8 protein-coding genes and 1 riboswitch are annotated in these 7,201 nt (G+C 47.1%); of the genes, 7 read left to right on the forward strand and 1 reads right to left on the reverse strand.

Annotated elements, in window-relative coordinates:
- The 3 genes from AC9UEY_RS05300 to AC9UEY_RS05310 form a co-directional block, all read left to right on the forward strand.
- Positions 1-878: heme/hemin ABC transporter substrate-binding protein (locus AC9UEY_RS05300; RefSeq protein ID WP_509538781.1), on the forward strand; the 878-nt coding region annotated here is incomplete at its 5' end.
- Positions 875-1,846, forward strand: a complete 972-nt coding sequence (locus AC9UEY_RS05305) for a FecCD family ABC transporter permease (RefSeq protein WP_509538784.1) — start codon at positions 875-877, stop codon at positions 1,844-1,846. The genes AC9UEY_RS05300 and AC9UEY_RS05305, both read left to right, overlap by 4 nt.
- On the forward strand, positions 1,843-2,433 hold the full coding sequence (locus AC9UEY_RS05310) for an ABC transporter ATP-binding protein (RefSeq protein ID WP_509538787.1): 591 nt from the start codon (positions 1,843-1,845) through the stop codon (positions 2,431-2,433). Before AC9UEY_RS05305 ends, AC9UEY_RS05310 begins: the two co-directional genes overlap by 4 nt.
- Here the strand turns inward: AC9UEY_RS05310 and AC9UEY_RS05315 are convergent.
- Positions 2,395-2,862: an NUDIX hydrolase gene (locus AC9UEY_RS05315; protein ID WP_509538790.1), complete on the reverse strand. Its 468-nt coding sequence runs from the start codon at positions 2,860-2,862 to the stop codon at positions 2,395-2,397. The genes AC9UEY_RS05310 and AC9UEY_RS05315 overlap by 39 nt on opposite strands.
- Positions 2,863-2,941: 79 nt before the next feature.
- Here AC9UEY_RS05315 and AC9UEY_RS05320 point away from each other — a divergent pair, with 79 nt between their 5' ends.
- From AC9UEY_RS05320 to AC9UEY_RS05335, 4 genes are all read left to right on the forward strand, one after another.
- On the forward strand, positions 2,942-3,661 hold the full coding sequence (locus AC9UEY_RS05320; protein ID WP_509538793.1) for a PKD domain-containing protein: 720 nt from the start codon (positions 2,942-2,944) through the stop codon (positions 3,659-3,661).
- Positions 3,662-3,667: 6 nt separating this feature from the next.
- A complete protein-coding gene (locus AC9UEY_RS05325) occupies positions 3,668-4,216 on the forward strand; it encodes a DUF4192 family protein (protein ID WP_509538796.1) in 549 nt (182 codons plus the stop codon).
- Between the two features lie 16 nt (positions 4,217-4,232).
- A riboswitch (SAM riboswitch) is annotated at positions 4,233-4,337 on the forward strand.
- 15 nt (positions 4,338-4,352) lie between these two features.
- A complete protein-coding gene (gene metX, locus AC9UEY_RS05330; RefSeq protein ID WP_509538799.1) occupies positions 4,353-5,423 on the forward strand; it encodes a homoserine O-acetyltransferase MetX in 1,071 nt (356 codons plus the stop codon).
- A gap of 87 nt (positions 5,424-5,510) precedes the next feature.
- Positions 5,511-7,201: RNA polymerase sigma factor (locus AC9UEY_RS05335; RefSeq protein ID WP_509538802.1), on the forward strand; the 1,691-nt coding region annotated here is incomplete at its 3' end.

The raw sequence follows: 7,201 nt of genomic DNA on the forward strand, positions 1-7,201 counted from the left end.
TCGCAATTCTGTTAACGGGGTGCGCTAATTCACAGATGTCTCACAACTACACAATCTCCCAAGATGATGTTTCAGCAATCTCAATTGATTCACCCACTACATTTTCAGTTTCTAGAGTTGTAGTTCTTGCCAATGGTGTGGCAGAGATTATGAACTCCCTGAATGCCAAATCACTTATTGTTGGTCGAGATATTTCAAGCACAGAAAAAGCGTTAGAGAATGTTCCACTTGCAACATCAGGTCATCAAGTTTTACCTGAAGAGGTAATTGCTCTTAAACCAGATCTGGTAATTATTGATGCATCCACTGGACCTAAAGCTGCAATAGAGCAAATAAAGAGCGCGGGCATACGAGTTGTGCAAACACCAGAGAGTTGGACCTTGGGAGATATTTCTATCAAGGTTGCAGCTGTTGCCGCTGCTATTGGCGCGCCGCAACAAGGAGTGCTGCTCAATGCTGCGATGAATGCTGCGATTAAGACTAAGACGCTTTCTGAAAAAACAAAGATTGCATTTTTATATCTTCGTGGAACATCATCTATCTATCTAGTTGGTGGACCTGGATCAGGTGCAGACTCTTTGATCTCTGCAATCGGTGCTGTTGATGTGGGAGCTGCGTCATTGCCACGTCCCTTTAATACGATGACCGCTGAAAGTCTGGCAACGCTTAATCCTGATGTAATCATTGTTATGACAAAGGGATTGGAATCTGTTGGTGGTGTGTCAGGGTTACTCAAACTACCGGGTGTGGCACAGACACAGGCAGGTAAGAATCACGCAATTATTGATGTTGATGACTCACTACTTCTTTCATTTGGTCCTCGTACGCCATCGTTAGTTGTTGCCCTTGCTCAGCAAGTAAGTGCGGTGGGCAAGTGAAGAAGATTGCCCCTGCAATAGCACTTGTTATAGCCACTTTTGTCGCTATCTATGTTGGCAGTGCACAAATTGATGACTTTTGGTCAGCGCTCTTCTCACCTGGGAGCAACGAGATTTTGTGGCAGATTCGTATTCCCCGTGTAACAGCAGCACTGATTGTCGGTGCGTCATTGGCACTTGCTGGATTAATGGCACAAGGTGCGTGCAATAACGCATTGGCAGAACCTTCAATCTTAGGAACAACAGCAGGTGCAGCCCTTGGCACAGTGGTGGCGGTCTTAACTGGACTTGTGCGGGTGGGATCTGTGGGTGCAATTGCATGCGGGGCACTAGGTGCTCTAGCTGCAACCTCTCTGACATTTAAATTAGCAAATCTGCGATCACAACTTTCATCTTTTACATTAATCATTGTGGGTATCGCAGTGTCGGCCAGCCTCACAGCAATTGTTGGGCTGTTATCAGCAATGGTGACAAGGGCTGATGCTCGTTCTATTTCATTTTGGAACTTTGGATCTCTGGCTTTAATCACCCGGGATAATTTGGTGGGAGTTAGCATCACCGCAATTATGGGTGGACTGATTGCTTGGAAGATCTCACCATCACTTGATCGGCTTTCCTTGGGTGATGCCACCGCCTTTCACATAGGTATTGATGTCCCACGTGTTCGACTCATTGCACTCGTTGCTCTATCACTACTTGCAGGAGGGGCTGTTAGCACCGTTGGCTCTATTGCATTTATTGGCCTTGCCGCCCCACACATTGCACGATTTATATATGGACCCATCCATCGCAATTTGATTGTTCACACCGCCATCATCGGGGCACTCTTAGTTGTTGTGGCAGATACTCTTTCACGAAATGTTGCCCAACCAAATGAACTGCCTATCGGTCTTATTACCTCACTCTTAGGTGCGCCAGTATTGATCGCACTTGTTACAGTTAAAAATAATGTTTGGAAAACTCAATGATTACTATCAATGAGATCACTATCGTTGTTGATGGGCGAGAAATTATTTATGATTACAGCGAACAAATCCCTGCTGGATCAATTACGGCAATTGTTGGCCCCAATGGCTCTGGCAAATCAACGTTGCTAGCTGCCATTGCTGGCGATATCGCACCAATAAAGGGCACGATCACAATTGATGAGCTACATCCCATCCTGACATCACCAGCCCAACTGGCACAGATTCGTGCGGTGGCAATTCAAAATCAGAGCTACACACTGGGCTATACGGTTCAGCAGGTCATTGAAATGGCTGGTCCCTCTAAAGAAGTAATGCAGGCACTTGAATTAACCTCATTGGCAGATAGAGCGGTGACAACCTTGTCTGGGGGGGAGGCCCAAAGAGTTTGTATTGCAACAGCTATTGCTCAAAAAACTCCGGTATTGCTTTTAGATGAACCCCTTGCGGCGCAAGATGTGCAGAGCCGAAAGAGAATTATTGAAGTCTTGAAGAAGTTAGCAGAAGATGGTGTAACAGTTGTTGTTGTGGCTCACAGCAATGAATCAGAGTTAACGTGGGCTGACAAAGTTATTAAGCAGTTCCTTTAATTCTGGCCAGGATTTGGCAAAGCTAGGGTGCAAAGCCATCTGATCAACCTGATCGATCTGAACCCATCTGACCTCATGGGATTCATCATTTACTTCGTGAGCAACTAATCCTGCTGTCGCGCGTGCGATAACGGTGTCGTATTTCCAGCTGCCGTGATCATCGGTAAATGTGTGAAGCGGAGTTAGCAGTTTGGTATCAATTCCAGTTTCTTCGATTGCTTCACGAAAAGCACCTTCGATCGTGCTTTCATGAGAATCACGAGCACCACCTGGGATTCCCCAGGTGTCACCGTTATGCACCCACGGGGCGCGGTGCTGTAACAAGATTTCATGGCCGCGAAGGATCAAGATTCCAGCAGCCCCGTTCAGGCCCCAATGCTTATTGCCGCAGGCGCATTCAACCCATCCATCACCATCGCGCGCTGCCATGTTCCTAGCCTGTCACAACTATCCACAGTTAGTGCAATGACCTCCAGTTCGGTCACAGCTGCAATTTATGGTGCCGCACATGGTCATAATATTTCTGAGTCTGGCACTTGTCTTTTCTGGCATGCAGGTAGCGGTTGCTGATCAATGCCAGGAAACTGCCTGCATCACTGTTTATACCGATGACAATCAAATCATCATAGAAGCCCGCAAGGGCAATACAACGGTGAAGAAAACTATTGCGCAAGCTCCAAAAAAGGCTGCAGTAAAGGTAGCGCCTAAGCCAAGGGCTGTGCCTTTGTTTTTTCCACCATCTGCAAAGCCAGCTGTTAAAAAACCAATAGTAAAACGCACCTATAAGCCACGAATCAAAAAGACTGTGACCAAGGTCAACTTGAGTGATCGATTAACGAAGTTGGTTCCAACTGCAGGTGTTGCATATCAACCTGAGTTTGAACCATTAGTGCAGGTGCCGGTGTATTTCTGGTGTGACTTGCCCACACTTTTCCAAAGCAGGGTCGACATCATCGGAGAAGTTGTAGATGTTGCACTTCGTCCATCTTTTGTCTGGAGTTTTGGTGACGGCAGTTTTTATGCCACTACCGAAAACGGTGGTCCTTATCCGGCCGGCACCATCCATCACACCTATAAGCAGCCAGGTACGTATCAAGTCTCACTGCTAACAACCTGGAACGGCACCTACACACATAACGCTGCTGCGCGCGCAGTAACAGGCACTGTCAAAAAAGTATCTATCGCACTGATCACCATCGTTAACGCACCTACTACCTTCAAAGGATAAGAAACCATGACTACTGAAAACACCTATGTAAGTATTACAGCCCTTGCCCTTGCAACAGATGAGGAGTTTATAGAAAGTGTTAATACCTTTGCGTTGCCGGTGGATAGCCCAGATCTCAATCTACTGCAGCGAGATGGGGCAACAGCTGTGATTGATTTGTCCATGCAGTTTGCAGATCGTGGCTATAACTGCGATGTGGAGTTGATGTCTCAGGTCATTGGTCGTCTTTCAGATATTCAGGTCCGTGATTTTGCGATGGGCACCCATAACGCTGAAACCTTTGATAATTACTGGAATATGTGGCTCTACCTCCTGCGCATTGCTCCCAATGGTTTTGTTGCACCAGTTGCCTGCCTTTTTGCCACATTGGCATATGAACGTGGTGATAATGAACTTGCCTATAGGGCGCTAGATCGAGCAACAGTTGATGATCCCAAGTATGCCTTGACCATTTTGTTGCGTAGGGTCTTTGGTTCAGGCTGGCCCGCTGCAGCTTTTGCTGCAATGCGCTTAGAACTACACCCCAAAGTGACGGCTGGGATTTTTGAAGGGTAGTGGCTAGAATTACACCGTTCACGAGTCCTACGTATTAGCCCCGGCTTAGTAGGCGGCAACCCTCCACCGCGGCGGGGTGCTCCGGGTGACGAACAGGCTACCTCGGTGGCAAGCGCAGTTTAAGGATATTTATTTCATGGTTACAGGTGCATGGCTAGAGACTCATGATCCTGGTGAACGAAAGTTCATCACAATCGGTTTCTTGCTTCTGGAAAACGGCGAAACTTTGCCGGATGTCACCATTGCATATCAAACCTGGGGCGTATTAAACGCCGCCAAAAATAATGCGATTTTAGTTAACCATGCGATGACTGGGTGGTCTGATGTTCCTGGCTGGTGGCCATCGATGGTTGGCCCAGGATTACCTTTTGATACGGACAAGTATTTTGTTGTGTGTCCCAATGTGATTGGTGGATGCCAAGGATCAACTGGGCCATCATCTATTGCAGCAGATGGTAAGCGTTGGGGTTCAAGATTTCCTGCAGTGACAATCAGAGACATGGTTGCAGCAGAGGTTGCATTTACAGATTCCATTGGAATTAAAAAGTATTTACTAGCAGTCGGTCCATCACTGGGTGGTATGCGTGCACTTGAATGGGCGGTGCAGTTACCAGATCGGGTTGGTGCTATCTGCACCATCGGATCATCAGCTGTTGCAACGGGAGATCAAATCGGTACCGCATCTATTCAAATTAGAGCAATTAAATCTGATCCTCATTTCAACTCTGGTGATTACTACGAGCAAGAAGTGGGTCCTGATGAGGGGATGGGCATTGCCCGCCGCATTGCCCACCTGACATATCGAACAGAGGCTGAAATGGATATTCGTTTTGGTCGGCAGCTACAAGGTGATGACACCGGCCGCTTTGCCGTTGAGTCCTACTTAGATCACCAGGCTGACAAGTTAGCTCAGCGCTTTGATGCCAACACCTACATCGCCCTGACAGAGGCGATGAATAGCCATGACATTGGTAGAGATCGTGGAGGAGTTGCTGCAGCTTTGGCCACGATTCAGGTTCCAATAGTTGCGGTTTCCATTGATACAGACAGACTCTTCCCACCTCGCCTGCAGGCTGAGATTGCCGAGTTAGCCCCTGCAGCAGCCCCGCTGGTCACGATTAGCAGCCCATTTGGCCATGACGGCTTCCTGGTGGAGGTTGAAAGCGTTGGAAATGTGATCCGAGAGGCTTTAAAACTGGCCAAATAGGGGTTTTCGATGTGCAATTTGGTCTGTGGACAAATTATAATATACCTATCACTTCAGCGGACTCGCTGAAAAAATCAAAGGACAATTGTGGCTGTATTTAGTGCGCTCAAAAACAAGGTGAAGGCAAAAACTTCTGCGAAGAAGGAAGCCGCACCTGTTACAAAGTCTGTTGCAAAGAAAACAGCGCCAGCAAAGAAAGCCACAGTTGCTAAAAAGGTAGCACCTGTAAAGAAAGCGGTAGCTAAGAAAGCAGCACCTGCGAAAAAGGCTGTTGCAAAGAAGGCAGCGCCAGTAAAAAAGGCAGCGCCTGCAAAGAAAAATGAACTCAAAAAAGTACTAACTGCAAAAGATGTGCAGCAGATTGTTGATGCGAAGAACGCGGTACTTCGCCAGAACGAAGTTTTGGCTGAACTTGAAACACGTGGTGTTTCATCAATCAACAGAATCCCCAAGAAGGCTGACAAAGATCTAGTTGATGAGGCCCGTGCGCTCGCAACTGAGATTCCAGTAATCATTGAGAAGCTTCGTAAGGGTGGACTGGGTTCTCCTTCACGTATTTTGAAAAAGGCTGAGTATGAGTTAGTTGCGCCAAAGCCTGAAGTCATAAAGGCAGGCGCACCAAAGGTTGATGCAAAAATTGGCAAGGCAATTATCACTAAGATTGATGGCGAAGAGGTAGAGCTAGAAGAAGTTGAATTAGAAGATGTTGAAACTCTGATCAAGGAAGTTGTCGAGATCATCGACAGCGAAGAGGAAAAGGGTGCTCAGCCTCGCGTTGTGGATCTTTCTGATGAAGCAACACAGGGCAAGGAAGAAGATGCCTTTACATTAAAGGCATCTGAAGAAGATGATGCTCCAGCTCAGACCGTTATGACAGCTGGTGCTACAGCAGATCCTGTTAAGGATTATTTAAAGCAGATTGGTCGCGTGGCATTGCTGAATGCAGAGCTGGAAGTAGAGCTTGCTACACGCGTAGAAGTTGGTCTTTTTGCAGAAGAGAAATTGAAACATGAAAAGAAGTTAGAAAAGAAGTACAAGCGCGAACTTGAGTGGCTAGTCGAAGATGGAAAGCGTGCAAAGAACCACTTGCTAGAAGCAAACCTACGTCTAGTTGTTTCGCTTGCTAAGCGCTATACCGGCCGTGGAATGCTCTTCCTGGACTTGATCCAGGAAGGTAACTTGGGCCTTATTCGCGCAGTTGAGAAGTTTGACTACACAAAGGGTTACAAGTTCTCAACGTATGCGACATGGTGGATTCGCCAGGCAATCACACGCGCGATGGCAGACCAGGCTCGCACAATCCGTATTCCTGTTCACATGGTTGAAGTAATTAATAAGTTGGCACGTGTTCAGCGCCAGATGCTCCAAGATCTTGGTCGCGAACCGACCCCAGAAGAGCTAGCCAAAGAACTTGATATGACACCTGAAAAGGTTGTTGAGGTTCAAAAGTATGGCCGCGAACCAATCTCACTTCACACACCACTGGGTGAAGAAGGAGATTCAGAGTTTGGTGATTTGATTGAGGATAGTGAAGCTGTTGTTCCGGCGGATGCGGTTTCATTCACATTGCTACAAGAGCAACTTCACTCAGTTCTAGACACATTGTCAGAACGTGAAGCTGGCGTAGTTGCAATGCGATTTGGTTTAACTGATGGACAGCCGAAGACACTTGATGAGATCGGAAAGGTTTACGGTGTTACACGTGAGCGTATTCGTCAGATTGAATCAAAGACAATGTCAAAGCTTCGTCACCCATCACGTAGTCAGGTACTGCGCGA

It is taken from the genome of Candidatus Planktophila sp., from assembly GCF_040402275.1.
In the GTDB taxonomy this organism is placed as follows: Bacteria; Actinomycetota; Actinomycetes; order Nanopelagicales; family Nanopelagicaceae; genus Planktophila.

Bases quoted from the DNA above. Each gene is read 5' to 3' on its own strand.
- AC9UEY_RS05310 (WP_509538787.1), top strand. From the start codon at position 1,843: ATGATTACTATCAATGAGATCACTATCGTTGTTGATGGGCGAGAAATT.
- AC9UEY_RS05315 (WP_509538790.1), bottom strand. From the start codon at position 2,862: ATGGCAGCGCGCGATGGTGATGGATGGGTTGAATGCGCCTGCGGCAAT.
- AC9UEY_RS05320 (WP_509538793.1), top strand. From the start codon at position 2,942: ATGGTCATAATATTTCTGAGTCTGGCACTTGTCTTTTCTGGCATGCAG.
- AC9UEY_RS05325 (WP_509538796.1), top strand. From the start codon at position 3,668: ATGACTACTGAAAACACCTATGTAAGTATTACAGCCCTTGCCCTTGCA.
- metX (WP_509538799.1), top strand. From the start codon at position 4,353: ATGGTTACAGGTGCATGGCTAGAGACTCATGATCCTGGTGAACGAAAG.